Annotated in this window: 21 protein-coding genes and 1 pseudogene; 7 read left to right on the forward strand and 15 right to left on the reverse strand. The window is 64.5% G+C overall.

Going from position 1 to position 23053, the window contains the following annotated elements; translation table 11 throughout:
- Positions 1–40: 40 nt before the first annotated feature.
- The 4 genes from queF to A9179_RS13460 all read right to left on the reverse strand — a co-directional run bounded on the left by queF (position 41) and on the right by A9179_RS13460 (position 3865).
- The gene (gene queF, locus A9179_RS13445; protein WP_187806626.1) at positions 41–871 is read right to left on the reverse strand and encodes an NADPH-dependent 7-cyano-7-deazaguanine reductase QueF; all 831 of its coding nucleotides are present in this window, start codon (positions 869–871) and stop codon (positions 41–43) included.
- Between the two features lie 90 nt (positions 872–961).
- Complete coding sequence (locus A9179_RS13450; protein ID WP_187806628.1) at positions 962–1669, reverse strand: copper resistance protein B; 708 nt, start codon at positions 1667–1669, stop codon at positions 962–964.
- On the reverse strand, positions 1656–3344 hold the full coding sequence (locus A9179_RS13455) for a copper resistance system multicopper oxidase (RefSeq protein WP_187806630.1): 1689 nt from the start codon (positions 3342–3344) through the stop codon (positions 1656–1658). Before A9179_RS13455 ends, A9179_RS13450 begins: the two co-directional genes overlap by 14 nt.
- Entirely contained in the window at positions 3341–3865 is a 525-nt protein-coding gene (locus tag A9179_RS13460) for a cupredoxin domain-containing protein (RefSeq protein WP_187806633.1), read from the reverse strand. The genes A9179_RS13455 and A9179_RS13460 overlap by 4 nt, the downstream gene beginning before the upstream one ends.
- Positions 3866–4025: 160 nt before the next feature.
- On the opposite strand from A9179_RS13460, the gene A9179_RS13465 reads away from it, so the two are divergent.
- Together A9179_RS13465 and A9179_RS13470 are read left to right on the forward strand one after the other, a co-directional pair.
- Positions 4026–4700 carry a heavy metal response regulator transcription factor gene (locus tag A9179_RS13465; RefSeq protein WP_187806635.1) on the forward strand — a complete coding sequence of 225 codons (675 nt, stop codon included), beginning with the start codon at positions 4026–4028 and terminating at the stop codon, positions 4698–4700.
- Positions 4697–6040, forward strand: a complete 1344-nt coding sequence (locus tag A9179_RS13470; protein ID WP_187806637.1) for a heavy metal sensor histidine kinase — start codon at positions 4697–4699, stop codon at positions 6038–6040. The genes A9179_RS13465 and A9179_RS13470 overlap by 4 nt, the downstream gene beginning before the upstream one ends.
- A gap of 4 nt (positions 6041–6044) precedes the next feature.
- Here the strand turns inward: A9179_RS13470 and A9179_RS13475 are convergent, their stop codons facing one another.
- The 5 genes from A9179_RS13475 to A9179_RS13495 all read right to left on the reverse strand — a co-directional run bounded on the left by A9179_RS13475 (position 6045) and on the right by A9179_RS13495 (position 10944).
- Entirely contained in the window at positions 6045–6974 is a 930-nt protein-coding gene (locus A9179_RS13475) for a hypothetical protein (RefSeq protein ID WP_187806639.1), read from the reverse strand.
- An 86-nt stretch (positions 6975–7060) separates the two neighbouring features.
- Positions 7061–7321, reverse strand: a complete 261-nt coding sequence (locus tag A9179_RS13480; RefSeq protein ID WP_262410590.1) for a hypothetical protein — start codon at positions 7319–7321, stop codon at positions 7061–7063.
- A gap of 62 nt (positions 7322–7383) precedes the next feature.
- Positions 7384–8547 (reverse strand): FAD-binding oxidoreductase, encoded by a 1164-nt coding sequence (locus A9179_RS13485; RefSeq protein ID WP_187806642.1) that lies wholly within the window; start codon positions 8545–8547, stop codon positions 7384–7386.
- Positions 8540–10060: a phytoene desaturase family protein gene (locus tag A9179_RS13490; RefSeq protein WP_187806644.1), complete on the reverse strand. Its 1521-nt coding sequence runs from the start codon at positions 10058–10060 to the stop codon at positions 8540–8542. The genes A9179_RS13485 and A9179_RS13490 overlap by 8 nt, the downstream gene beginning before the upstream one ends.
- Before the next feature lie 47 nt (positions 10061–10107).
- A complete protein-coding gene (locus tag A9179_RS13495; protein ID WP_187806646.1) occupies positions 10108–10944 on the reverse strand; it encodes an enoyl-CoA hydratase-related protein in 837 nt (278 codons plus the stop codon).
- A 120-nt stretch (positions 10945–11064) separates the two neighbouring features.
- Between A9179_RS13495 and A9179_RS13500 the strand changes: the two genes are divergently transcribed.
- Complete coding sequence (locus A9179_RS13500; RefSeq protein ID WP_187806648.1) at positions 11065–11694, forward strand: TetR/AcrR family transcriptional regulator; 630 nt, start codon at positions 11065–11067, stop codon at positions 11692–11694.
- A gap of 217 nt (positions 11695–11911) precedes the next feature.
- Positions 11912–12907: an acetoacetate decarboxylase (ADC) gene (locus tag A9179_RS13505; RefSeq protein WP_187806650.1), complete on the forward strand. Its 996-nt coding sequence runs from the start codon at positions 11912–11914 to the stop codon at positions 12905–12907.
- Between the two features lie 55 nt (positions 12908–12962).
- Here A9179_RS13505 and A9179_RS13510 read toward each other — a convergent pair whose 3' ends face one another.
- From A9179_RS13510 to A9179_RS13520, 3 genes are all read right to left on the reverse strand, one after another.
- Positions 12963–13481, reverse strand: a complete 519-nt coding sequence (locus tag A9179_RS13510) for a hypothetical protein (RefSeq protein ID WP_187806652.1) — start codon at positions 13479–13481, stop codon at positions 12963–12965.
- 142 nt (positions 13482–13623) lie between these two features.
- On the reverse strand, positions 13624–14382 hold the full coding sequence (locus A9179_RS13515; protein WP_187806655.1) for a class I SAM-dependent methyltransferase: 759 nt from the start codon (positions 14380–14382) through the stop codon (positions 13624–13626).
- A complete protein-coding gene (locus A9179_RS13520; RefSeq protein WP_187806657.1) occupies positions 14375–14590 on the reverse strand; it encodes a hypothetical protein in 216 nt (71 codons plus the stop codon). The genes A9179_RS13515 and A9179_RS13520 overlap by 8 nt, the downstream gene beginning before the upstream one ends.
- A 321-nt stretch (positions 14591–14911) precedes the next feature.
- Here A9179_RS13520 and A9179_RS13525 point away from each other — a divergent pair, with 321 nt between their 5' ends.
- Together A9179_RS13525 and A9179_RS13530 are read left to right on the forward strand one after the other, a co-directional pair.
- The gene (locus A9179_RS13525) at positions 14912–15832 is read left to right on the forward strand and encodes a diguanylate cyclase domain-containing protein (protein ID WP_187806664.1); all 921 of its coding nucleotides are present in this window, start codon (positions 14912–14914) and stop codon (positions 15830–15832) included.
- Positions 15833–15862: 30 nt separating this feature from the next.
- Positions 15863–20506: a CHASE domain-containing protein gene (locus A9179_RS13530; RefSeq protein ID WP_187806672.1), complete on the forward strand. Its 4644-nt coding sequence runs from the start codon at positions 15863–15865 to the stop codon at positions 20504–20506.
- A gap of 45 nt (positions 20507–20551) precedes the next feature.
- Here the strand turns inward: A9179_RS13530 and A9179_RS13535 are convergent.
- The 3 genes and pseudogenes from A9179_RS13535 to A9179_RS13545 form a co-directional block, all read right to left on the reverse strand.
- A pseudogene (locus A9179_RS13535) lies at positions 20552–21054 on the reverse strand (hypothetical protein).
- Between the two features lie 374 nt (positions 21055–21428).
- Positions 21429–22007, reverse strand: coding sequence for a TetR/AcrR family transcriptional regulator (locus A9179_RS13540; protein WP_223123212.1), 579 nt, complete (start codon positions 22005–22007; stop codon positions 21429–21431).
- A 1-nt stretch (position 22008) separates the two neighbouring features.
- Positions 22009–22161 carry a hypothetical protein gene (locus A9179_RS13545; protein WP_187808666.1) on the reverse strand — a complete coding sequence of 51 codons (153 nt, stop codon included), beginning with the start codon at positions 22159–22161 and terminating at the stop codon, positions 22009–22011.
- On the opposite strand from A9179_RS13545, the gene A9179_RS13550 reads away from it, so the two are divergent.
- Positions 22160–23053: an alpha/beta hydrolase gene (locus A9179_RS13550; protein WP_187806676.1), complete on the forward strand. Its 894-nt coding sequence runs from the start codon at positions 22160–22162 to the stop codon at positions 23051–23053. The genes A9179_RS13545 and A9179_RS13550 overlap by 2 nt on opposite strands.

The following is a 23053-nucleotide window of genomic DNA, read 5'->3' on the forward strand; positions in this document are numbered from 1 at the left end:
CCCGCCAACGAAAAAGCCCGCTATTTAGCGGGCTTTTTCGTTACTGGCGTACCAGCCGGCGGTTGTCCGGGCTGATCGCCGCAGTACTGCGGTACGGGTTGATGTCCAGCCCGCCGCGGCGCACATAACGTGCATATACCGTCAGCGCCTCTGGCTGCAGCAGGCGCTGCAGGTCGAGGAACACCCGCTCCACGCATTGCTCGTGGAAGTCCTGGTGCTGGCGGAAGCTGACCACGTAGGCCAGCAGGCTGGCGGCATCCAGCCGCGGGCCACGGTATTCGACCACCAGGGTGCCCCAGTCCGGCTGGCCGGTAACCGGGCAATTGGACTTGAGCAGATGGCTGTAGAGGGTTTCCTCGACGACCTTGCCAGCCTCGCAGCGCAGCAGCTCCGGACGCGGATGAGCGTAGTCGCTGACGCTGATCTCCAGCTCGTCGACGCAGCGCCCGGCCAGCACGGCCACACCTTCGGCCGCCACCGCATCCAGGCTGCGCACCCGCACCGCCACCGGCGCGCCGGCACAGGCGGAGAGATCGCGCGTCAGCACCTGCTCCACCTCGGCCTGGCTGGCGTAGGCGCTCTGGTTCAGCGAGTTGAGGTAGAGCTTGAACGACTTGGACTCGATGATGTTCGGCGAGTCGGCCGGGATGGCGAACTCGCCGATGGCGACCACCGGCTTGCCGCTGGGGGTCAGCCAGGACAGCTCGTAGCAGTTCCAGTAGTCCACGCCCTGATAGGGCAAGCTGTCAGCCGTCAGCCCCAGCTCGGCCCACTTGGTAGTGCGGGAGATGGGGAACAGCAGCTCGGGAGCGTACTGGGAAACGTATTCGCTGGATTTGCCCAGCGGCGAGTGTTCGGCGGGATGCTGCATGCTGGCGGCCTGGAAAACGGAAAAACGGCGGGCAGTATACCCCGTAGGGCGGGTGAAACCCGCGAATGCCTGACGCGGGCTTCACCCGCCCTACAGCCAGAACCTCAAACCGACCACCCAGGCGCCCTCCTCGTCCTGCTCACCCGCCGCGCGCAGCCAGTCGCCGCTGCGCCCATAGGTCTTCTCCCAGACATAGCCGGCATAGGGCGAGAACTGCGGGCTGACCCGGTAATGCAGGCGCAGCCCGGCCTCCAGGGTGCTGCCACCGGCGCCGACGCCCAGGTCGCGGTCATCGTCCAGGGCCAGGTCGTACTCCAGTTTGGGCTCCAGCACCCAGCGCTGGGTCAGCAGCAGCTCGTACTCGGCCTCGACGCGCAGCGAGGCGTCGCCGCGTTCGCTGAGGAACAGGTTGGCGTCCAGCTCGATCCATTGCGGCGCCAGGCCCTTGAGGCCAAGCACCGCGTAACTGCGCGCCGGCCCCGGCTGGTCGTCGTGGCGCAGGCCGGCCTGCCAGTCGAAGAACTCGCTGGCCATGCGCCGATACAGCAGCTGGGTCTCGCTGGAATCGGTCGGCCCACCCTCGCCGCGCTCGCCGTTGCTCTTCAGCACCACTTTGTGCAGGTCATTACCGTAGGTCGCCTCCAGCTCCCAGGCCAGGGCCTGGTCGTCGCCGTCGAAGCGCTGCTCCAGATGGTCGACGGCCAGCTTGGCCACCGGCATGGCGTCCATATGCTGCTCCATGGCCAGCGCCGGAGTGGCGAATAGCAGGCCGAGGACGAGATGATTAGTGGTGCGCATGTTCGCTCTCCTTGGCGGCTGGCTGCGGCTCGTAGAACGGCTGGGTGCTGCCATCCGCTGCCTCCACCACGATCTTGCGGAACATGCCGCTGGCCATGTGGTAGATCAGGTGACAGTGGAAGGCCCACTCGCCCATGGCCTCCACCGGCACATCCACCTCCAGGCTCTGCCCGGGGGCGACGTTGACCACGTGCTTGAGCGGGTTGAAACGGCCGTTGCCCTTGTCCAGCTGCATCCACATGCCGTGCAGGTGCATGGGGTGGTTCATCATGGTCTGGTTGACGAAGCGAAAGCGCACCCGCTCGCCGTACTTGAGGCGGATCGGCTCGGCCGCGGAGTACTTCACGCCATCGAATGACCAGAAGTAGCGCTCCATGTTGCCGGTCAGCTTCAGCTCTATGGTGCGATCCGGCGCGCGGTAGCCGGCGGCCGGGCGCATGGCCTTGAGATCGCCGTAGACCAGCACGCGCCCGCCATCGACCGGCTCGGGCGCCACGCCGCTGCCAGCGGCGTAGTCCGGATTGCCCTGCGCGGTCATGGCCGCATGATCCATCCCGGCCATCTGCGAGTGATCCATGCCCGCCATGGAGGAATGATCCATGCCTGCCATCGCGCCATGCTCCATGCCGGCCATGTCGTGGCTCATACCCATATCACTCATGCTCAGCAGGCGCGGTGCGCGCAGCGGCGGCGCCTCGGCGCGCATGCCGTCACGCGGCGCCAGGGTGGCCAGGGCCTGGCCACGCCGATCCATGGATTCGGCGACCAGGGCGTAAGCCTTGTCTTCCTTGGGCTGGACTATCACGTCGTAGGTCTCGGCCACCGCCAGGCGCAGTTGATCGACCACCACCGGCTGCACATCGTTGCCATCGGCCTGCACCACGGTCAGCGGCAGGCCGGGGATGCGCAGATCGAAGTAGCTCATGCCCGCGCCGTTGATGATGCGCAGGCGCACCCGCTCGCCCGGCTTGAACAGCGCCGTCCAGTTCTGCTCGGCGTCGCGGCCGTTGACCAGGAAGCGGAAGCCGCCGACATCGGCGATATCGGTCTTGGCCATGCGCATGCTGCCCCAGGCCCAGCGATCCTTGAGCGTTGTGGACAGGCCATCGCGGGCCACATCGCCGAAGAAGTCGCCGAGGGTTTGCTGCTGATCGTTGTAGTAATCGGCCTGCTTCTTCAGGTTGGCCAGGGTGCGCTCGGGCTTCTCGTCCTGCCAGTCGAACAGCAACACGGTGTACTCGCGGTCGTAGCGATACGGCTCGCGGCCCTTGGGCTCGATGATCAGCGGGCCGTACAGGCCTTCCTGCTCCTGGAAGTCGGCGTGGGCGTGGTACCAGTAGGTGCCGGACTGCTTGACGGTGAAGCGGTAGGTGAAAGTCTCGCCCGGCTTGATGCCGGGGAAGCTGATACCCGGCACGCCGTCCTGGGTGTAGGGCAGGATGATGCCGTGCCAGTGCAGCGCGGTCATGCGGTCGAGCTTGTTGGTGACGGCGATCTCGACCTCCTCGCCCTCCTGGAAGCGCAGCTCCGGCGCCGGGCTCTGGCCGTTGATGGTCAGCGCCTGGCGCTTGCCGTCGCTGAAGCGCACCTCGCCCTCGTCGATCACCAGTTCGTAGCGCCCGGCCTGGGCGCTCAGGCTCACGCCCAGCAGCGCCCAGAGCAGCAATTGCCTCATGGCTGCACATCCAGCTTGCCGACCATGCCGGCCTGGTAATGCCCGGGGATGTTGCAGGCGAACTCCAGGCCGGTGGCCTTGGCGAACGTCCAGGTCAGCTCGGCACTCTTGCCGGCGGGAATCATCACCGTGTTGGGGTCGTCATGGGCCATCTTGCCGTGATCCATGCCGGCCATGCCCTGGCCCATGCTGGAGTGATCCATCGGCTTGATGCCGTCCTCACCGATCATGCCCATCTGCTGCATCATCAGCATGTGCTTCTGGTGCTCGGCGTGCATGGCCGCATCGCCCAGGCTGAACTCGTGCAGCAGGCTGCCCTGGTTGTTCAGCACGAAGCGCACCGTCTCGCCGGCCTTGACCTGCACCGAGCTAGGCTCGTAGTACATGTCGCCCAGAGTGATCTCGATAGTACGGTCGGCCTTGGCGGCCTCCGCCGGCTGGCCGAAGGCGAAGTGGCCGCCCTCGGCCAGGGCCGGCAGGCTGAAGGCGCAAAGCAGCGGCAGGAACAGACGTGCGGACATGGCGAAACTCCATCGGTAGGTTTGTCGCCACTCTAGGGAGCCGCCGCTGGCGCTAAGCTGACGCGAAGATTACATCTTTGTCAGCTTTGCCCATTCGCCCCGCCGCCTGGCGTATAAAGCCGACTGTCGATGCCATGAGTCCCGCGGCTGTGAGCCCCAAATGAAACTGCTGATCGTCGAAGACGAACCCAAGACCGGCCACTACCTGCGCCAGGGTCTGAGCGAAGCCGGCTTCAGCGTCGAGCTGGCCCAGGATGGCCTGAGCGGCGAGCAGCTGGCGCTGAGCGGCGAGCACGACCTGCTGATCCTCGATGTGATGCTGCCCGGCCGTGATGGCTGGCAGATCCTGCGCAGCGTGCGTGCCGCCGGCCTGGGCATGCCGGTGCTGTTTCTCACCGCCCGCGACGCCATCGAGGATCGCGTGCGCGGCCTGGAGGCCGGCGCCGACGATTACCTGGTCAAGCCGTTCGCCTTCACCGAGCTGCTGGCCCGCGTGCGCAGCCTGCTACGGCGTAGCAATGGCGCACCGCAGGACAGCACCCTGCAACTGGCCGATCTCAGCCTCGACCTGCTGCGCCGCCGCGCCGAGCGCGCCGGCCGGCGCATCGAACTGACCGCCAAGGAATTCGCCCTGCTCGAGCTGCTGCTGCGCCGCCAGGGCGAAGTGCTGCCCAAGTCGCTGATCGCCTCGCAGGTGTGGGACATGAATTTCGACAGCGACACCAACGTCATCGAAGTGGCCATCCGCCGCCTGCGCGCCAAGGTCGACGAAGGCTTCGCCCAGCCGCTGATCCACACCGTGCGCGGCATGGGCTACGTGCTGGAGGCGCGATGAGGCACCTGTCGCTGCAGAACCGCATCGCCCTGCTGTTCGCCCTCTGCGCGGCCACGGTAGCGCTGCTGGCCGGCCTGCTGTTCAGCCAGGCCAGCGAGGCGCACTTCGTCGAGCTGGATCGCCAGCAGATGGAAGGCAAGCTGAGCCTGTTCGCCGAACTGCTGCGCGGCGTCGAGAGCCCGGCACAACTGGAGGTGCAGCGCCCGCAACTGCTCCAGGAGCTGCAACGCCACCCGGAACTGGCGCTACGCCTGACCGGCCCGGATGGCCAGCAGTGGTTCGCCAGCCTGCCGCAACTGGCCAGCCTGCCCGCCAGCAGCGAGCCCCTGTACCGCTGGCAACACGGGCATGTCGACTACCGCGTGCTGAGCCAGCCCCTGGCCCATGGCGGCCAGCTCAGCCTGCTGCTCGACATCAGTCACCACCAGCATTTCCTGCAGCGCATGCAGCGCCTGATCTGGCTCTGCGTCGGTCTCTCCGCGCTAGCCACCGCCCTGCTCGGCGCCTGGGTGGCACGCAGCGGCCTGCAGCCGCTGCGGCAGATGACCGGCGTGATCCGGCAGACCTCCGCCAGCTCGCTGACCAGCCGCCTGCCGCAACAGGACATGCCCGCCGAACTGGCCGAGCTGGGCGAAGCCTTCAACGCCATGCTGACGCGTCTGGAAGATGCCTTTGCCCGCCTCTCGGCCTTTTCCGCCGACATTGCCCACGAGCTGCGCACGCCGCTATCCAACCTGCTGACCCAGACCCAGGTGATCCTCAGCCAGCCCAGGCCCCTGGAGGACTACCAGGAGGCCCTGCACTCAAACCTGGAGGAGCTGCAGCACCTGGCGCAGATGGTCGGTGACATGCTCCTGCTGGCCAAGGCCGACAACGGCCTGCTGCAGACCCGCCGCGAGCCGCTGCAACTGAACCACGAGCTGGCCACCCTGGCCGAGTACTTTGCCCCGCTGGCCGAGGAAGCGGCGGTGCATCTCCAGGTCAGCGGCGACGCCCGCCTGGTCGCCGACCGTGCCCTGCTACGGCGCGCCCTGAGCAACCTGCTCGACAACGCCCTGCGCTTCACCCCCGCGGGGGGAGAACTGCGCCTGCATGCAACGGCAACCGAGCACCGGGTCTATATCGAGGTGGCCAACCAGGGCCCGGCCATTACCGAGGAACAGCGCGAGCGCCTGTTCGACCGCTTCTACCGCGCCGACCCGGCACGCCGCGAAGGCGGTGCCGAGCACGCCGGACTGGGACTGGCCATCACCCGCTCCATCGTCCTGGCCCACGAGGGCAGTATTCGCTGCGAGTCGGCGGCGGGCTGGACGCGCTTTATCCTGGAGTTTCCGAGCTAGCCGGCTAAGGCGCCGCGCAAGCGGCCGTCAGCTGCAGCGGCGCACTGGGCAGGCTACCGCTGACATGGCTGGCGGTGCACTGCACCGGCGGCAAGGTACGCAGGAAATCGGGATCAGGCTGGGCCTGGATCACCCCCACCAGCGGCAGATCCACGTTGATGGTCTCGCGGGCTGCCAGGCGCAACGGGCTACCGTTGAGACTGCCAACCACCGCGTAGCTGTTGGGGTTGTGGATGCTGACCAGATGAATGGTGGATGAGGCACCGGCGAACAGATCCTCCAGCCGCGTGCCGCCCCAGTTGCGAGTGCCGCCCAGGCACTCATAGGCATTGGCGGCGATACGCCGGAAGTCTCTGGACACCACCTCGACGCGCGCATCCAGGTCGACCCGGCCGATAGCGCCGTCGACCCCGGCGCGCTGCCCTTCGGCATCGATCACGTCACCGCGAAAGGCAATGGCGCTGCTCTCGTTGATCACGAAACTACGCTCGCCACGGTGCAAGGTGATCTCGCTGGCATCGGCCAACGGCGGATCGGGTTCGGGAGTGATCTCGATACGCGCGTTGAGATTGGGTTCGCAGCCCTGATTGCTGGGCGAAGCACACTCGGCCTGCCGGCGACGCATGCCGGTAACCGCCGAACAGTTGTTGCAGAAGTTATCCAGGCAGATCGCGCCAGCCCCCGCCGCCGAACACCCGGCGCTGCTCTCACAGCGCTGCAACGTCGGGGTATTGCCATTGCCAAAGGCACAGAAGGCCGGGTTGCGTGGCCTGTGGGTGTCCCAGGCGATAGTCACCGTATCGCCGGCACAGGCCAGGCTGGGGGTGGCACTCAGGCTGCCACCCGGCATGGCGGCAATTACCGAGCGATCCAGGGTGCAAGCGGAAATGACGGAGAACGACAGAAGCAATGGAACCAGCCAGCGCGCGGTCATGACGGAGCCTCCCTGCAGACGATGCCTCCTTTAGGCATAGCCCCTGTCGCCACGCCGGCAAACCGGCGTGACCAACGGCGTAGCAGTCAGGCCCGCAGCTGCCCCGCCTGCAGCCCCTGCTCCTGCATCAGGTAGGCGGCAAAGGCGCTGGACAGCCGGTCGATCTCGGCAAAGGACAGATCGGCATGCAGGCCGTTGGGCAGCACCTGGGTGAAGGCTGGCGCAGCGGCGAAACGTTGCGCAGCTTCTCGGGCGCAATCCGCGAGGCTGGCTGACAACCACGCGGTGTCGATCCGGTAACCCTGCAGATGCGCTGGATAGTGCTGTTCCCAACGGCGGGTAGTCATCGCCATTCTCGTTGTCTTGTTATTGGCGGCTGCGAGCGGCAGGTGGCACCGCTCGCGCCGGCTTACAGCAGGACTTCGATATCCCCGGTGGGGAACGCCACGCAGGAATAGATCCAGCCGAAGTCGCGGTCGGACTTGCGCAGGTGCGCTTCCTGCGGATTGAACACCGGGCCGGATAGCAGCTTGACCCGGCACAGGCTGCATTCGCCCGAGCGGCAGGCGTTCTCGGCAAAATAGCCGTTGCGCTCCAGGGCGTTGAGCAAGGGTTCGCCGACGCGGCTGCGGAAGCTGCCACGGCCCTGCACGGTGATCTGCACTTCGTCTTCCAGGCTCACGCCCGCGGGCCAGCCATCCTGTTCGTGCGGCGCCTTGGGCGCACCGTTGGCCTCGACGCGGATGCGCCGGCGCACCACGCCCAGCTCGGTCAGCAGCGCCACGCAGCTGTCGTTGAACGGCGTCGGGCCGCAGATGTAGAACATCTGGTTGCCGATCTCGCCCAGCAGCTCCTGCAGCATGGCGCGGTTCAGGCGGCCGCTGCGACCGCTGTAGCCAGCCGGCGGACGCGAGATCACTTCGCTCAGGGTGAAGTTGGCATGCTGGCTGGCCAGCTCGCGCAGCTCGTCGGCGAAGATCACATCGTCGACATGGCTGTTCAGGTAGACCATGTGCAGGCGCTGCGGCAGCTGGCGATCAAGAATGTTCAGCAGAATGCTGCGCGCCGGCGCCGCGCCCGAGCCGCCGGCGAGGAACACCAGGTCGTCGCCGTGAAACAGCGGGTTGTGGTGGAAGGTGCCCATCGGCCCGGAACTGGTGAGGCGCTGCCCCACGGCCACCCGGTCGAGCAGATAGCTGGAGACGAAGCCGCCCTTGGCCCGCTTCACCGTCAGGTCGTAGTGCATGCGCTGCGAGGGCGAAGAGGACATGGCATAGGGCCGCGCCGTCTGTACGCCGTCGATGTCGACGAACAGGTTGATGTACTGCCCGGCCTGGAACGGCGGCAGCGCCTGGCCGTCGACCGCCACCAGGCGCAGGGTCTTGGTGCTCGGGGTGTCCTCGATGATCTCGGCGACCTGCAGTGCCAGGCGCTTGGGGTGCAGCTGCACCACGGTGCTGCCCACCTCGCCACGTACTTCATAGAAGTCGCTACCGCTCTGTTCCAGCGCCAGCTTGGCGGCGACAGCGTCGGAAAAGCCGGCAATCAGGTTCAACGCATTCTGCTCAGACATGCTCCACCTCTTTGGTCTTCAGTTGCTTGAGCACGGCGCGGGCGGTCGATTCGCCGGCCATGTAGGTCGGCTGGAAACCGCCCATGGATGTCCAGGAACCGGCCATGTACAGGCCCGGCACGGCGTCCAGGCGCTCACGCAGCAGCGCCGAGTCCTGCGCGCTCTGCTGGAAGCCGTAGATGGCGCCGCCCGGCGTGTTGAGGTAGCGCATCATGGTCAGCGGCGTGGCCACCTCGACCTCCTCGATGTGCTGGCGCACCTTGGGGTAGACCTTCTCGATCACCGCGATCAGCTTCTCGGCGAACTCGTACTTGGTCTGCGCATAGCGCTCCGGCGTCACCGACTTCCACACATCGCCGTACTGCAGGCAGACCAGTACCACCTGGCTCTTGCCCGCCGGCGCGGCGCTCGGGTCTTCCAGGTTGTAGCAGGTGAGCATGCCGCCCAGCGGCGGCTCGAAGCTGCCCATGCGCGCGTGGATCTGCTCCTCGTCGAGGGTCTCGTAGATGAAGCTGGAGGCGGTAGTCACCCCCAGTTCCTGCGGCGTGCAATCCAGGCCGAGGTAGATGACGAAGGCCGAGGTACCCATGCGCCGCGACTTGAAGTCCTGCTGGATCTTCAGCGGCGGCCGCTCGAGATCGAGCAGTTCGTTGAAGGTGATCAACGGGCTGGCGTTGGACACCACCGCGTCACAGCTGACCCGCTCGCCACCCTCCAGGCTGACGCCACAGACGCGCCCGTCCTCGGTGTGGATCTGCTCCACGCCGCAGTTGAAACGCACCTCGCCGCCCGCCTCGAGGAAGGACTCCACCAGCGCCGTCGACATGGCCTGGGAGCCGCCCTTGATGTGCCAGGGTTTGAACACCGCATAGGCGTAGAGCATGGTGGCCAGGTCGGCGAACGGCAGCATGCTCGGCGCCACCCCGAGGTAGAGCCAGTAGGTGGCGAGGATGTTCTTCAGCTTGGCGTCGCTGAAGAACTCGTCGAGCACCTCGCGGGCCGGGCGGAAGCCGTACTGCACGTAGTACGGACACAGCGACTTGAGCATGGCCTCGCTGTTGGCGCGCGAGGCCTGCGGCAGGGTCATGAAGCTTTCCAGGGTGACCTTCTCGCAGACCAGCATGAAGCGCTCGATGGCCTCGCTTTCGGCCGGATACATGTCCTGCAGCAGGCGGCGGATGCCCGACCAGCTGGCCGGCAGGGTGACGTCCAGCTCGCCGGGCACCACCAGGCGATACAGCGCGTGCTCCTGGATGAACTCGACCTTGTCCAGCACCCCCAGCTTGTCGAAGAACTTGCGCATCACGAACGGCTTGTCCTCGGTGCCCAGGCCGCTGAGCTGATGCAGCGCGACCTCGAACTCGAAGTTGCCGCGCACGAAGGACGTGGCGCAGCCACCCGGGATGTTGTGGCGCTCGACCAGCAGGGTGCGGCTACCGCCGCGCTGCAGTGCAGTCGCGGCGGTCAGCCCGGCGTTGCCGGCACCGATCACCACGGCGTCGTAATGGGTCATCACTCACCTCAAACTTATCAACGATAAGATCTGGTTAAAAAAATGCCTCAGAAGGTTTCCTGCAGCTCGATCAGGTCGGCGAACTGCGCCGGCGTCCCGCTCATCCGCGCGCCGACCGAGCGCAGGATGTCCTGGCCGCTGAGGATGGCGCTCTGCAGCAGCACGGTGTGTTGCAGGGATTCGTAGACACCGTGATCACGGCTGTAGAGCATCGCGCGCTTGATGCCGTTGATCGCCACCGGCGGGCGCTCGGCGATCTTGCGCGCGGCGGCAAACGCGCCGGCCAGCAGCTCCTCGGGCGTGGCGAAAACCTTGGCCAGCAGGCCCAGGCGGTAGGCTTCGGCGGCATCCAGGCTGTCACCGGTCAGCGCCAGGTAGCGCGCTACGCCGGCCGGAATCAGCCGCGGCAGGCGTTGCAGCACACCGAGGTCGGCCATCATGCCGACATTGGTTTCCTCGATGCGGAACTTGGCCGCCTCGCTGGCGAAGCACAGGTCGCAGGCGGCGATCAGGTCGAAGCCGCCGCCGATGCAGGCGCCCTGCACCGCCGCGATGACCGGGAAGCGCGCCCGCTCCAGGGCATTCAGCGCGCCCTGCATGCGCTCCAGGTTGACCTGCAGCACCTCGCGCTCTTCCGGGCTCTTGGCGTGGAATTCCTTGGCCGTGGAAAACATCTGCATGTCCAGACCGCCGCAGAACACCTTGCCTTGCGCCGAGATGACCATGGCCCGCACCTGGCCCGAACGGCTCAGCTGCTCGACCGCCTCCGGCAGTTCGCTCCAGAAGGCCCGTGTCAGGCTGTTGGCCTTGTCGGGACGGTTGAGTTGCAGGTGGGCGATACCGTTGTCGACGCTGACCGCGAAACACTCATAGGTTGAAGCCATGGAAGCACCTCATGGGTTGAATGTTAGCGATGCTAAGATCTTAATCTTAGCACCGTCAAGATATTTCCGAATGCTAAGATCGCAGCGCCCGACACCTACGCAATCAAGGCCCTCCCCCGCATGAGCAAGACACCCCAGCGCGCCCGCGATACCTACCACGTAGGCAACCTCGCCCCGCAACTGCTCGAGGCCGCGCGGCAAATGCTCGAGGAAGTGGGGCCGACCAAACTGTCGCTGCGCGCCGTGTCGGAACGGGTCGGGGTGAGTTCGACGGCCGCCTATCACCACTACGCCAACCGCGCCGAACTGGTCGGCCAGCTGGCAGCCCAGGGCTTTCGCGAGCTGGGTGTGGCACTGCGCAAGGAAGATCAGGGCAACGCCGGCCTGCAGAAGCTGCGGGATGCCAGCCTGGCCTACTTCAGCTTCGCCCGCGCCAACCCGGCGCTGTACCAGCTGATGTTCGGCCCGGAACTAGGCGGCAACGAGATGCCCCTGGAATACCGCGAAGCCCGCGACGAAGCCTTCGGCGAGCTCAGGCGCATCATCGCCGAGATACTCGGCCAGCCAATGGACAGCGCCGACGTCCGCCGCGCCGCATTGGCGGGCTGGTCCTACACCCACGGCCTGGCCTCGCTGGTGATTCACGGCGTACTGCAGTTCCCCGCCGGCACCAGCGACGCGCGCTTCGTCGACAACACCCTGCAAGGTTTCGCGCACCTGTTCGACGCCGGCGGCAGGGCCGGCGTCTGAGCCGCCAAGGCAGCACAACCCATCACCCTGCACTCTTTCCGCGCCGCCCGCCCACGCTAAGCCAGCAGAAGAGCGTGAGCCCGAATATCCGCGCTTGACATTAAACTTAACTTTAACGTTACGGTTTCTCTGCCCGGTTCGCCAAGCCCTCGCCTGGCGGCCGCACACGCAGGTTCTGTCGGCGAGAACCTCACCCTGACGCGGAGAACGAACAGACATGAAACACCGAAACAAGGCCGTACTGGCAGGCGTCTTCCTGAGTACCGTTGCGCTTTGCTCATGGGCTGCAGCAGCGCCCGCCCCCATGGCGACCACCAGCATCGCCGGCCATGAGGTGCCCGTGACGGCCGGCGGCCTGTACGACCGCTACCACTCCAACCCGCCGCTCAGCGTGATTGCCGCCGAAGCGCCGGACATCGACCTGTCATGGTTCAAGGAACTGAAGAAGACCAGGGTGGATATGGGCTTCGAGTCCTACTCGCCCAACTTCTACTACAGGAACAGCCGGGTCACGGCGGTGTTCACCGCGGATCTGGACAGGCTCAAGGCGCTGATGCCGGCCGAGGTGCTGCAGCAGGTGCAGCCGCTGCAGGTCTGGCCCGGCCGAGGCCTGGTCGCCCTCACCGCCTACTCCTACCACTACTGCGACAACGACAGTTACAACGAGATCGCCCTGTCGATCATCACCAGCAAGCCGGGCAGCTCCAACCTGGGGCCCATCAGCCTGGTGGGCCAGTCGCTGTCTCACGATTTCTGGGGCTACGTGCTCAAGCTCCCGGTCAACACGGAGCTCGCCCGGGTACGCGGCGTGGTCGGCTACAACCTGCCCAAGTGGCTGACCGCCATCAACTACCGGGAAACCGACAAGTCGGTGGTCTACGAGATCATCGACAGCCAGACCGGCAAGGTCGACGTCACCCTGGAGACGGAGAAACTGGACGATCTGTCCGACGAGGTCGAGCTGACCACCAACAGCTTCACCAACATCGCCCACAACGGCGAGCTGAGCTACGGCTACGCGGTTTCCCGCCAGCAGAGCCATGCCTCCAGCACCAGCGCGGAGTCGGTCAATCTCGGCCTGAGCGACGGCAGCCTGTCGACCTACATCAAGTCCCTGCAGCTGGGCCGGCTGATGAAGTACGAATACGTGCCGGAGTTCCAGAGCGCCCTGTACGCCCCGGCGCCCCTGCGCACGATCCTGGCCGCAGACTGAAGCGCGGCATGCAAGAGAGCCAGGGATCTGCGTCCTGGCGCTCTTGCATGATCGTTTACTTGACCTCCACCAGCCGGATCGCCCGCGATCCTTCCAGAGACAGGTGGATGACGCCGGCACGGCTGGGGAAATTCGGCGCATCGTCGTCGGTGTTTTCCATCACCGGGATGTCGATCAGGGTCTGCTCACCCGCCGGGTCGCTGACCAGCTTGGCCTCCAGCTTCTCGATCGCCCGCCAGCTGTCACCGCCGATGGGCACCACATCGAGCAGGCTGTAATGCTCCACTCCCTCCTCGTTGGCCTCCGGGGTGAAGGCTGCCAGGTACTGGCTGTAGTTGTTGCCCATGCCGAAGCCCTCGACGGTGAACACCGCCAGGGTCACCTGGCTTTCCTCGCCGGTATCCAGGGTCTGGGTCATGGTCGCCTCGGGGTAGCCAGTGGCATAGCTGTCCTTGAGCAGCGCCACCAGGTGCCCGACCTGCTCCTGCAGGGCCTTGGGAACAGGCGCCGATTCGGCGGCGTGGGTCAGGGTGCAGGCGAGAAGCAGGCTGGCGGGCAGCAGACGCAGTTTCATGACGGGGAATCCGGCTGTTGGAAGGATGGGACGGCCGCGGATGTTAGCGCCTGGCCAGGAAATTATTCTTGGCGTGGCGCACACAAGCGGCGCCTGGGCTGGTCGGCACGCGGTAACGATATCTGCCAGAGCTGCGGGCTGCTTATAGACGCCCGATCCTCATGTTCACCGGCCAGCTGATCGAGCGCCGCGTGGCAGGCTCGCCCCAGAGCTCGGCGACTTCTGTAGCGAAGCGCTGCAGCAGATCCTCGCGCCCGGCATCCCGGGCACTGCGCACCGCCGACCAGGTCGAGACGTAGCCGAGGAACTCGGCGAAATCCCACTCCAGCTGAATGGCCAGCGGCGGGCTCTCAAGCTCGGCGAAGGGAAAATCGAGGGTCGCGTAACCGCTGTCCACCAGCTTGCGCTCGGCCGGCCAGTAGGGGCCGATTTCGTGCCAGTAGAAGTGTGCGAAACGCGCGCCCAGCTCACCATCCAGGCGCAACACGCCATAGCTGATCAGCGCCAGGATCGCCTGCGGCACGGCCACCCGGCGCACTTCGCTGTAGAACCTGGGCAAGTCGAACCAGTGCGCCGCCTGCGCCGCCGTCACCAGGCTCGTACTATGGCTCGGCAGCGGCAGATCCTCTGCTGGCGCGCAGCGGTAGCTGACGTTCTCCTGCGGCACGCTGTGGGCAATCTGATCCGCACTGGGGTCGAAGCCCGCCACGGAGCTGAAATACCCGGCGAGCTGCTTGGTGAGCTGGCCGTTGCCACAGCCGACGTCGACCGCCAGCCTCCGGTCAGGCGCCACGGCAGCCAGATACGCGGCCAGCTCTGGCGGGTACTCCGGCCGAAACCGTGCGTAGGCCGAGCCCCCCTGCTCGAACCAGTTGCGGTTTGCTGCGGCAGTGTCAGTCATGGGTCGAGCCCTCCACTATCAGGCGCTGCTTGATGCGGCCCAGGCGCTGCGAACAGCCCTGCTGCGCGCGGGCCCTGGCCGTGTCTTCCAACACCCGCCGGAGCGGGTGGCCGATCTCTTCTTCCAGCTGTTCGATGCTTACAACGGTCGCGGCCCAGTGCGCATCCAGTCTGGCCACCAGCTTCTTGCCGACCGGCGTCAGCTGCATGACGGGCTGCCAACCGTGGTTCAGGAGCGAGACTGAGCGAGTGCGCCCCTGCCCTCTGGCTGCGTGGCCCTGCCTGAATAGGCCAGTTTCCCCAGAGCCCATCCCCGACAAAGTCGGCGGCCAATTGTTATCCGCCGATGCCGGAGCAAGGCAGATATACCTACACTGAGTCAGGTTCGTGATGTCTGCATGCTCACTGCGCAAACCATGAGTTCACTGGGCTCTGGCGGCAGCAAACGGGAACAATAGGCCTGGCGCTGCTATACAGTCGAGTTGAAGTACCTTCGTCATGCCCACACTCCAAACGCCAGGGATGTCTTAATGCCGGAGCTGGATCCCGAGTCGAATCTGATCCTGATCATCGACGATAGCCCCGATGCCATTCGCTTGTTGAACAGCATGCTCAAGGATCTGGGCAGGATCCTGTTCGCCACCAATGGCGAAGCAGGCATACAGCTGGCGCAGCGGGAGCAGCCGGCGTTGATCCTGCTGGATGTAGAAATGGCCGGCATGAATGGCTACGAGGTCTGTACGGCGCTCAAGACCGCCCCGACGACCCAGGATTGCGCCATCATCATTGTCACGGCCAATACCGGCATGGAGCATGAAATCGCGGCGCTGGAAGCCGGTGCCGTGGACTTCATCAGCAAGCCGTTCAACCCGCCTGTGGTGCGGGCACGCGTGCAGACCCACCTGCGTCTGCAACAGCACGCGGCGATGATGCGCCAGCTCGTCAATCGCGACGGTTTGACCGGGCTGTACAACCGCCGCTACCTCGATGAAGTGCTGGTGCAGGAGTTCGAGCGGCACCGCCGCCAGCACCTGCCCCTCGCGCTGGCGATCATCGACGTCGATCATTTCAAGGCCTACAACGATCACTACGGCCACCCCCAGGGTGACGCCTGCCTGCAGCGCGTGGCCAGGGCCATCAACACGGTTGCCCGGCGTCCCGGTGAACTGGTGGCGCGCTACGGTGGCGAAGAGTTCGCGGTCATTGTGCCGCACACCGACACGGCGGACGCCGAGAAATACGGCCAATGGCTCTGCGAGCTGATCCGGGAACTGCAGATTCCCCACCAGCACTCGGCCACGGCGCCCCAGGTCACCATCAGCGTCGGTCTGGTGTCGGTGGTACCGTCCGGCCAGGGCTCCGTGCAACAGTTGCTTGCGGCCGCCGACCAGGCGCTGTACCAGGCAAAATCGGACGGTCGCAACCGGGCCATCGTCAACCACTGGCCATGATTGCCAGGCAAGCCGCAAGGGGCTTTGCTCATGCGCTTTAACACGCTGCGCCCTACGACTCCCGCACACTGGCTGGCTACCTTCCTTGTCCTGGCCGGGATTTACTATGCGGCAGCCCGACTCGGGCTGTTGCTGGCCTTCGCCAACAGCAACGCCTCGCCGGTCTGGCCGCCATCGGGCATTGCCTTCGCGGCCCTGCTGCTGTTCGGCTATCGCATCTGGCCCGGCATCACCATCGGTGCCTTTGCCGCCAACCTGGCGGTGTTTGCGGCCAATCATGTCGCCACTGGCGGTACGTCGATCGCCATGTCGGCGAGCATTGCTATCGGCAACACCCTCGAAGCCATGGTCGGCTGTTACATGCTGCATGCCTGGGTGAAAGCCGACCGCTTCCTGCCGACCCCGCTATCGGTTGCCCAGTTTGTGCTGATCACCCTGCTGATGTGCACGGTCAGCGCCGGGATTGGCACCGCCAGCCTGATTCTCAGCGGTATCGCGCCAGAAGCCGCGCACACGGTCATTTTCACCACCTGGTGGCTGGGCGATGCCGCCGGCATCGTCATGCTGACGCCGTTTCTGGTCAGCTGGATCACCCGCCCCGATGCATCCGGGCCCGCACGCTCTATCGCCGAGATGGCCTTGTCGGGGCTGGCCCTGGCGCTGGTGCTGCTGACCCTGTTCGGCCAGCGCCTGCCCAGCGATGCCTGGAATCGGGCCCTGGTGTATCTGCTGTTCCCGGCCATCGCCTGGAGTGCCTATCGCTATGGCCTGCGCGCCGTAACCCTGGTCTTGCTGGTGGTCACCGGTAGCGCCGTCTGGAGCACGACACAAGGTTACGGCCCCTTTGCAACCGGCACCTTGAACGAGTCCCTGCTGACGCTGGAAATCTTTATCGCACTCGCCAGCATCACCGGCCTGGTACTGGCGACCGACCTTGCCGAGCGGGCGCAGGCCCTGCACAAGGCGCTGGGCAAGGTGCCGTTTCGTCAGGTTCGCCCGCAGTGGGGGGTGCTGCTGGTCAGCCTGGGGCTGACCGTGCTGGCCTGGCATTTTATCGCGTCGGGAGCACAGACCCAGGCGGCGGATCGGTTTGAGCATCTAGTACGCGACGTCAAGCAGCGCATCGACGAGCGCCTGAAAACCTATGAGCAGGTGCTGCGCAGCGGACAGGGGCTGTTTCGCGCCTCCACCCAGGTTCAACGGGAGGAATGGCGGGAGTTTGTCCAGGCCCAGGATACCGAGCAGACCTATCCGGGTATTCAGGGCATCGGTTTCGCCAAACACTTCAGCCATGGGCAGAAGGTCGAACTGGAGAGCAAGGTACGGCACGAAGGGTTTCCCGACTTTCAGATCTGGCCTGCCGGCGAGCGTGCGGAATACACCGCCGTCCTGTTCCTCGAGCCCTTCACCAGGCGCAACCTGCGGGCGTTTGGTTTCGACATGCTGACCGAACCTGTACGCCGAGCCGCCCTGAACCTGGCCAGAGATTCCGGCCGGCCGACCCTGTCGGGCAAGGTCAAGCTGGTGCAGGAGACAGAGAGCAACGTCCAGACCGGTGCCCTGCTGTATCTACCGATCTACCGCCATGGCGCGGCGCTCACCACGCCAGCAGAACGCAGCCAGGCGCTGGAAGGCTTTGTCTACAGCCCGCTCCGCATGAACGATTTCATGGCAGGTACGCTCGGGACGAAAACCGCGGAAATCGCCTTGCAGATCTTCGATGGCGACACGACTGGCGAGTCCGCCCTGATGTACTCCAGCGGCTCGTTGTCGCCCGAACAGCAGGCCGAGTACCCCAACCCGCTCATCCGGCAAACCACGATATCGCTGGCTGAGCATCAATGGACGCTCAGGCTCACCACGCTGCCGGCCTTCGAGGCCTCGGTAGACCGCCAGAAGTCGATCGTCGTGCTGGTTGGCGGCTCGCTGATCAGCCTCCTGCTGTTCTTTATCGTGCGCAACCTGACCACCCTGCGGGAGAACGCCAAAGAGCTTGCCAAGCAGTTGACCGTCGCCTTCACCGAATCGGAGATCCGTTTCGGCACGCTGGTCAATGCCGCCAGCGAGTTCGCCATCATCGCCACCGATGTCAGAGGCACCATCAAGATATTCAACACCGGCGCCGAGCAGATGCTGGGCTACCGCGCCGACGAACTGGTCGATCAGCTGACACCAGCCGTGCTGCATGTCGACGCAGAGGTAGAGGCACGGGGCGCGGAGTTGAGCCTGCTTCTCGACACCCCGGTGGCGGGATTCGACGTGATTGTCGCCATGGCCCGCCAGGGGCAGGCCGAAACGCACGAATGGAGTTATGTGCGCAAGGATGGCTCGCGGCTTCCCGTGCAGCTTACGGTGACCGCGGTACGCAACTCGGCCGGCGAGATCATGGGGTTCCTGTGCATCGCCAAAGACATCAGCAACGAGCAAGAGGCGGCGCAGCTGCTACGCAATGCCATGGAGCGTGCCGAAGAGGCCAGCCGGGCCAAAAGCGACTTCGTGGCCAGCATGAGCCACGAGATTCGCACCCCGATGAATGCGGTGCTGGGCCTCACCCAATTGCTGTCGAACACCCACCTGTCCGCCGAGCAGAACAAGTACCTGCAGATGCTGCGAGGGGCAGGCGAATCCCTGCTCGGCATCCTCAACGATGTACTGGATTTCTCCAAGCTGGAGGCAGGCCATCTGGCGATCACGCCAGCTCCGTTCCGCCTGGGCGAGGTGCTCAGTGCGCTGGCCACCGTGATGTCGGTCAATGCCGCCGAGAAAGACCTGGAACTGATCATCGGGGTCGAACCCGACGTCCCGGAGGCCTTTATCGGCGATGCCCAGCGGCTGCAGCAAGTACTGGTCAACCTGGTGGGCAACGCCATCAAGTTCACCGAGCACGGCGAAGTTGCCCTGCTTGTGCAGCAACTGAGCGCCGATGCAGAGACCGCCTGCCTGCGCTTTCGGATACGCGATAGCGGCATCGGCATCACCGCCGAGCAGCAGGCCCGGCTGTTCACCCCCTTTACCCAGGCCGACAGCTCCATCGCCCGCCGCTTTGGCGGCACGGGGCTGGGTTTGACGATTTGCAAGCGCCTGGTATCCATGATGGGCGGCTCCATCGAGGTACAGAGCACGCCAGGCGCCGGCAGCGAGTTCCGCGTTGAGCTGCCGCTTCCGCTCGCCCGGCAGCCAAGCCAGGCTGTCGAAGCATTCAGCCTGGAGAACCGGCGCATTCTGGTGGTCGATGACAACCCAACCAGTCTCGAGTACCTGAGCAAGACCATCGCCAGCTGGCAGGCCCGGGTCGATGGCGTCGCATCGGGCCAGGAAGCACTGCAGCTGGCGCGTGCGCAGGCCCTGCGTGGCGAGTTCTTCGATCTGCTCATCGCCGATTGGCAGATGCCTGAAATGGATGGCTTGCGCACCCTGCAGGCAATCCGTGCACTGGCCCCGACCCAGCCTCCTCCACCCAGCATCATCATGGTCAGCGCCTTTCACCGCAGCGCACTCATGCAAACCACGGCGGCGGCAGAGATCGAGGCGGTGCTGCTCAAGCCCGTCACCAGCGCCAGCCTGCTCAGTACGCTGAAAGAGGTGCTGGCGACGCAAACCGATCAGGCCATCACCGCCCACCCCGGCAGCTCGCACTCGCCAGCCAAGCCCTTGCAAGGCGTGCACCTGCTACTGGTGGAGGACAACCCCCTCAATCAGTTTGTCGCCAAGGGCATGCTCGAACTGGCCGGCGCGAGCGTGGAAATCGCTGACAACGGACAGCAGGCCATCGATAGATTGCGTGCCGATGCACAGCGTTATCAGCTCGTGCTCATGGATGTGCATATGCCGGTCATGGATGGTTTTTCCGCCACCCGGGTCATCCGCAATGAACTGCAACTGCAACTGCCGGTACTGGCCGTTTCTGCCGGGGTGTTGAGTCACGAGCGCGAGCAGTGCGTAGCGGCAGGCATGAATGGCTTCGTCGCCAAGCCCATCGATTGCGCGCAGATGCTGGCCACCATTGGCCAACACTTGGCACCTGTCACCCAGGCAGAAGATGGGCTGTCGCCCTTGGTCATCCCGAGCACACTGGAGCAGGCGGATGAGCACCCGAGCGTCTTCAATGTGGAACCGCTGCTGAGCCTGGGCAAGGACAACCCGGCCTATCTGGAAACCCTGGTCGCGCAGATCAGGCGAACGGTAAGCAGCGGGCTCTCCCCCATCACCGATGCGCACCACGCCTGGCAGGAGGGTCGCCATCGCGATGCCGCCAGGCTATTCCACACGCTGCGCGGCTCTTTGGGCACACTCGGGGCTAAACCTTTTGCCGCCACCGCCCTGCAAATCGAGCAGGCGATCAACGACGACAACCGCGCCCGCGTCGAAGCGTTGTTTCCTCTGATCACACAGGATCTGCAAGCAACGCTGAAGGCCGCAGAACTCTGGTTGGGCCAGTACACCGCCCCAGAAGCCAGCCTGCCGGACTGCGACCTCACCGAGCTCGCTCGGCTTGATACCCTGCTGCAGCAACAGAGCCTGGATGCCTGTCAGCTCTACAGCCGCATGCGCGCCTCACTGCTCGCGGAAATGAGCAGCCCTGAATTCAGCGTGCTGGATCTGGCCATGGATCGTCTGGACTTCCAGGCTGCACGGCTGGCTATCCAGCCGCTGCTGGAGAACCCGGCAGCCTGATCGCCAGGAGAGAGTTAATAACTCTCCCCTGGCCTCTAGAAGGTTTCAAACACGGGCGCTTGGGGCGCCGCGAGCATTCTTCTTCTCCAGGATCAGCGAGGCCTCGTTGTAGGCCTTCTGGAAGGCCTCGCCACCGACCCAGTTCACGGCCGCATCTTCGTCTTCATCGTGGAAGATCCCGCGGTAGACGATCAGCAACCCCATCATGAAGTCGATCGCCGACTCTTGCGACTCCTCCGCAACCACCAGCTCCAACACCGGGTATTGCAGGAATACCAGGCACATCGCCAGCAGGCTGATGCCTTCACCGACCTTCATCGCCTGGAACAGATCGTCGAAGTGCGCCGGGTCGAAACCGTTCTCTTCGATGTCATTGAAGTCGAAGGTGCTCAGGTCGATTTCAACATCATCGAATGGCTCGTTGACCAGCGGATTGGCCAGCACCGGGTGTACGACATTGGCCTTGGGCTGAGGCTTGCCCGAACGATTCTGCTTGGCCTTGGCTTTGGCCCGCTGGGCACGTTTTGCTGTTTATCCGGAGAGGCCATGGCGGCGAGATCCTTGTTTCGTGTCTTGGCTGGCCTCGTTGACTGATTGTGCCTGCAGCCAGATGCGGGAACTCCACCCATAGCGGATGACCGGTTCAGGAAATACTTGTCTGATGGTTCTCCGTCCGCTCCTGGCCGATAGCGGCCGATGACTATGGGCTGCTTCCGGCCAGAAGCAGCCATTCCTGCTCATGGGTGCTTGAACGCTAGGATAGTGCGACGGGCAACATCAATGATCTCGGCCCTCAAGAATGGCTCCCCTATTAGAACCCCACGAAAGAACAAGGGGGATGAAGCCGGCTTGAGGAATTGCCGTGGATTCGTTGAGAGAGGCAGCTCGCCGCGCTCTATTGCACATTCAGCAGCAGAAATTGCTAAAGGCGGCGACTTCTCAAGCCAGACTGGATGATTGTCAGTGCTGACTGCACAAGAGCCTCGCGACTAACTGACTCCGACCGCAATGCGTCATCCCGCAACGCCAACGTCAGCACGCCATTCATCATCGACCAGACTGCGTTCGCTGTGCTGTCCGGATCCATCTCCGGATCGATCCATTCCTCTGCAATCCCATCGCGAATGATCGCCGCCATGTGCGCGATCTGCTCCCGCGCCATCGCGCCAATGCGAGAAATGGCCTCAGGATCTTCTGGGGGGTTGGCCAGGATGCGGAACTGATGTGGCCGCTCCATTGCGAAGCTGACGTACGCATTGAAGATTCGCAGACCCCGCTCTTCAGGCGTCCCCTTACCGTCATACGCCTTATCGACGTAGGCACGGTTTTCCTCCATCGAGCGTTCGGCAATAGCGATGAGCAGAGCAGGCTTCCCACCCACCCGGTTGTAGACCGTTTGCAGGGACACGTCGGCCCGACGTGCAACCTCATCTGCTGATACAGCCGCCATCCCCCCCTCAATCAGCAAGGTCTCGGCAATCTCTACCAGGTTCTGGCGCATGTCAGCTGCGCGGCGTTGGGTGCGGGTCAAATTCACGGTCGTCATGGCGGTTGACGGTATCACACTCAATGGATAGAGTCATATCCAACGTTGTAATAGATTCCAACGTTTGAGTTAAAACAATTTCAATACACGACTCCAGGATCATGACCATGAACCGTCTCGATGTTGAGTTCCTGTCTGAGGGCAGCCGCTGTAAGGCTTGGCTCTATCTGCCGAAAACCAAGAAACCTGCTCCCGTCATCGTCATGGCTCATGGCCTGGGGAGTACGCGCGTGATGCGACTCGGTGCCTATGCCGAGCGATTTAGAGACCTCGGCTATGCCTGCCTGGTCTTCGACTACCGGCATTTTGGTGATAGCGAGGGTGAACCGCGTCAGCTGCTGGATGTGAACAAGCAGTTGCAGGATTGGAAGGCTGCCATCGCCTTCGCGCGGACGCGCACTGATGTGGATACAGACAAAGTCGTCCTCTGGGGCACATCCTTCAGTGGAGGTCATGTCATCGCGACTGCCGCCGATGATCAGAGAGTCGCTGCGGTGATCTCCCAGTGCCCCTTCACCGACGGCATGGCCTCCAGCATGGCTGTCCCGCCCCAGACCTCGATCAAGGTCACCATCCGCGCCCTGACAGACAAACTGGGTTCCTGGTTTGGTGCTGCGCCAGTAACGATTGCCCTGGCGGGCAAGCCTGGCTCAACCGCAATGATGTCGGCGGCAGACTGCGAACAGGGCTATCTCCAGCTGGTTCCTGATGCCGCAGCCAAGCAGTTCCCCAACTACGTCGCTGCCCGCATCGCACTGCAAATCCTTACCTACTTCCCTGGTCGGAAAACACCGCAGCTGAATTGCCCGACGCTTTTCTGCGTCTGTGAAACCGACACGGTAGCTCCGGCAAAAGCCACCCTTCGCCATGCCCGTCGTGCTCCCCGTGGCCAGATCAAGATCTACAAGGAGGGGCATTTCGATATCTATCTCGGCGACTCCTTCGAGAGAACCATCGGCGACCAAATCGACTTTCTCCAACGCACCGTTCCCCTGAACTGA

Source organism: Pseudomonas alcaligenes (assembly GCF_014490745.1).
In the GTDB taxonomy this organism is placed as follows: Bacteria; Pseudomonadota; Gammaproteobacteria; order Pseudomonadales; family Pseudomonadaceae; genus Aquipseudomonas; species Aquipseudomonas alcaligenes_C.

Bases quoted from the DNA above. Each gene is read 5' to 3' on its own strand.
- A9179_RS13525 (WP_187806664.1), top strand. From the start codon at position 14,912: ATGCCGGAGCTGGATCCCGAGTCGAATCTGATCCTGATCATCGACGAT.
- A9179_RS13460 (WP_187806633.1), bottom strand. From the start codon at position 3,865: ATGTCCGCACGTCTGTTCCTGCCGCTGCTTTGCGCCTTCAGCCTGCCG.
- A9179_RS13480 (WP_262410590.1), bottom strand. From the start codon at position 7,321: ATGACTACCCGCCGTTGGGAACAGCACTATCCAGCGCATCTGCAGGGT.
- A9179_RS13505 (WP_187806650.1), top strand. From the start codon at position 11,912: ATGAAACACCGAAACAAGGCCGTACTGGCAGGCGTCTTCCTGAGTACC.
- A9179_RS13545 (WP_187808666.1), bottom strand. From the start codon at position 22,161: ATGGTCATGATCCTGGAGTCGTGTATTGAAATTGTTTTAACTCAAACG.
- A9179_RS13485 (WP_187806642.1), bottom strand. From the start codon at position 8,547: ATGTCTGAGCAGAATGCGTTGAACCTGATTGCCGGCTTTTCCGACGCT.
- A9179_RS13455 (WP_187806630.1), bottom strand. From the start codon at position 3,344: ATGAGGCAATTGCTGCTCTGGGCGCTGCTGGGCGTGAGCCTGAGCGCC.
- A9179_RS13520 (WP_187806657.1), bottom strand. From the start codon at position 14,590: ATGCAGCTGACGCCGGTCGGCAAGAAGCTGGTGGCCAGACTGGATGCG.
- A9179_RS13515 (WP_187806655.1), bottom strand. From the start codon at position 14,382: ATGACTGACACTGCCGCAGCAAACCGCAACTGGTTCGAGCAGGGGGGC.
- queF (WP_187806626.1), bottom strand. From the start codon at position 871: ATGCAGCATCCCGCCGAACACTCGCCGCTGGGCAAATCCAGCGAATAC.
- A9179_RS13510 (WP_187806652.1), bottom strand. From the start codon at position 13,481: ATGAAACTGCGTCTGCTGCCCGCCAGCCTGCTTCTCGCCTGCACCCTG.
- A9179_RS13450 (WP_187806628.1), bottom strand. From the start codon at position 1,669: ATGCGCACCACTAATCATCTCGTCCTCGGCCTGCTATTCGCCACTCCG.
- A9179_RS13500 (WP_187806648.1), top strand. From the start codon at position 11,065: ATGAGCAAGACACCCCAGCGCGCCCGCGATACCTACCACGTAGGCAAC.
- A9179_RS13470 (WP_187806637.1), top strand. From the start codon at position 4,697: ATGAGGCACCTGTCGCTGCAGAACCGCATCGCCCTGCTGTTCGCCCTC.
- A9179_RS13490 (WP_187806644.1), bottom strand. From the start codon at position 10,060: ATGACCCATTACGACGCCGTGGTGATCGGTGCCGGCAACGCCGGGCTG.
- A9179_RS13495 (WP_187806646.1), bottom strand. From the start codon at position 10,944: ATGGCTTCAACCTATGAGTGTTTCGCGGTCAGCGTCGACAACGGTATC.
- A9179_RS13550 (WP_187806676.1), top strand. From the start codon at position 22,160: ATGAACCGTCTCGATGTTGAGTTCCTGTCTGAGGGCAGCCGCTGTAAG.
- A9179_RS13540 (WP_223123212.1), bottom strand. From the start codon at position 22,007: ATGCGCCAGAACCTGGTAGAGATTGCCGAGACCTTGCTGATTGAGGGG.
- A9179_RS13475 (WP_187806639.1), bottom strand. From the start codon at position 6,974: ATGACCGCGCGCTGGCTGGTTCCATTGCTTCTGTCGTTCTCCGTCATT.
- A9179_RS13530 (WP_187806672.1), top strand. From the start codon at position 15,863: ATGCGCTTTAACACGCTGCGCCCTACGACTCCCGCACACTGGCTGGCT.
- A9179_RS13465 (WP_187806635.1), top strand. From the start codon at position 4,026: ATGAAACTGCTGATCGTCGAAGACGAACCCAAGACCGGCCACTACCTG.